This is a genomic window from Marinobacter sp. EVN1 (genome assembly GCF_000475375.1).
Classification (GTDB): domain Bacteria; phylum Pseudomonadota; class Gammaproteobacteria; order Pseudomonadales; family Oleiphilaceae; genus Marinobacter; species Marinobacter nauticus.
Genome location: NZ_AXCB01000032.1, coordinates 1 through 1,084, shown reverse-complemented (window position 1 = coordinate 1,084; position 1,084 = coordinate 1). Strand labels below are relative to the sequence as shown.

2 protein-coding genes are annotated in these 1,084 nt (G+C 51.1%); both read left to right on the top strand.

Annotated elements, in window-relative coordinates; all coding sequences use genetic code 11:
* Positions 1–38: 38 nt before the first annotated feature.
* Complete coding sequence (locus Q674_RS33900; protein ID WP_023009277.1) at positions 39–518, top strand: hypothetical protein; 480 nt, start codon at positions 39–41, stop codon at positions 516–518.
* A 115-nt stretch (positions 519–633) separates the two neighbouring features.
* Entirely contained in the window at positions 634–978 is a 345-nt protein-coding gene (locus tag Q674_RS33895; protein WP_023009276.1) for a hypothetical protein, read from the top strand.
* Positions 979–1,084 lie beyond the last annotated feature (106 nt).

Here is a 1,084-nt window from a genome sequence, read left to right as displayed (position 1 = left end):
CGCCGGTTACCTTCAGCGTTATATTTTGAGGAGATAGCTTGAGTCCTTTCGAGATCATCAGCTTACTGGTTTCGGTCGTCGCCGTGGTTATTTCGGCTGTTGCGCTCATTCGGTCAAGGCGAAACCATGCACAGCTAATCGAGCTTGAGCGGGTCCACGCAGAGCTGAGCCGAAAGCAACTTGCCGAAATGGAAGAGCAGGAGCGCCAGGCACAGAAAGCGAAACTCCGTTGCCATATGGAGCAGCAGGGCAATAACAACAAATTTGTTATCACGAATACGGGCCAAGCCACCGCAACGGATATCTACTTTGGGCTCGAAGAGAATAATGAGCACAATCCATTGGTTCATGGAGATTTTGAGAAGAAGACTCCTTTCCCATCATTGGCCTCAGGTGAGAGTTTTTACCTTCTTGCTCAGATCCCGTTGAGCGTTCGGCAGTCTGCCTACAGCATTTCTCTACGGTGGGAAAATGAGGATGGCACTCAAGATCGGATAGTTCGGAATGTGGCTCGGTAAAATATAACCAGTCATTCCAGTTCGTTTCGGCCCGACGGGCCTACACCGGACGGCCTTTTCTCCGCTTCGCTACGCAAAGGCCGCCGCTGAATATTGGCGTTAAATGGTAAATCGCATGGCCAGAAATAAGCAGCTCCTGATCGTGCTGGGTTCCTGTGTTGGTATGGCATTGATCTTGGGCCTAACCAACAGGTTGGTGCACCACCAGAGCTTGGATCTATGGGTAATGATCGGTGTGCTGTGTTTTGTTGGTTTTGTGCTGACATTCTTTCTGTCCTGGGGAATGGTTCTCGTGCTAGCTGTTGGCATGCCCATTTTGGTTACGATTGGAATGTCACTTCTCGCAAAACCCGGTGCTGAGCAAGGCCTTGAAGGAATCCTTTTCATCGTGTTGTCGATGTTCTTCATGCCTAGTGTTGCTGGGGGGCTGGTCATCAAGTTGGTTGCGAGCCGCATTTAACCAGTAGTTGTAGTACGTTCCGGGCCTCCGGCCCTACACCGGACGCCCATTACGCTGCGCTACATGGGCGCCGCTAAACAATGGCGTTATTGGTCTTGGCCTTCAT

What these genes read in the sequence shown, in the direction of transcription:
- Q674_RS33895 (WP_023009276.1), top strand. Translation starts at nt 634, where the DNA reads ATGGCCAGAAATAAGCAGCTCCTGATCGTGCTGGGTTCCTGTGTTGGT.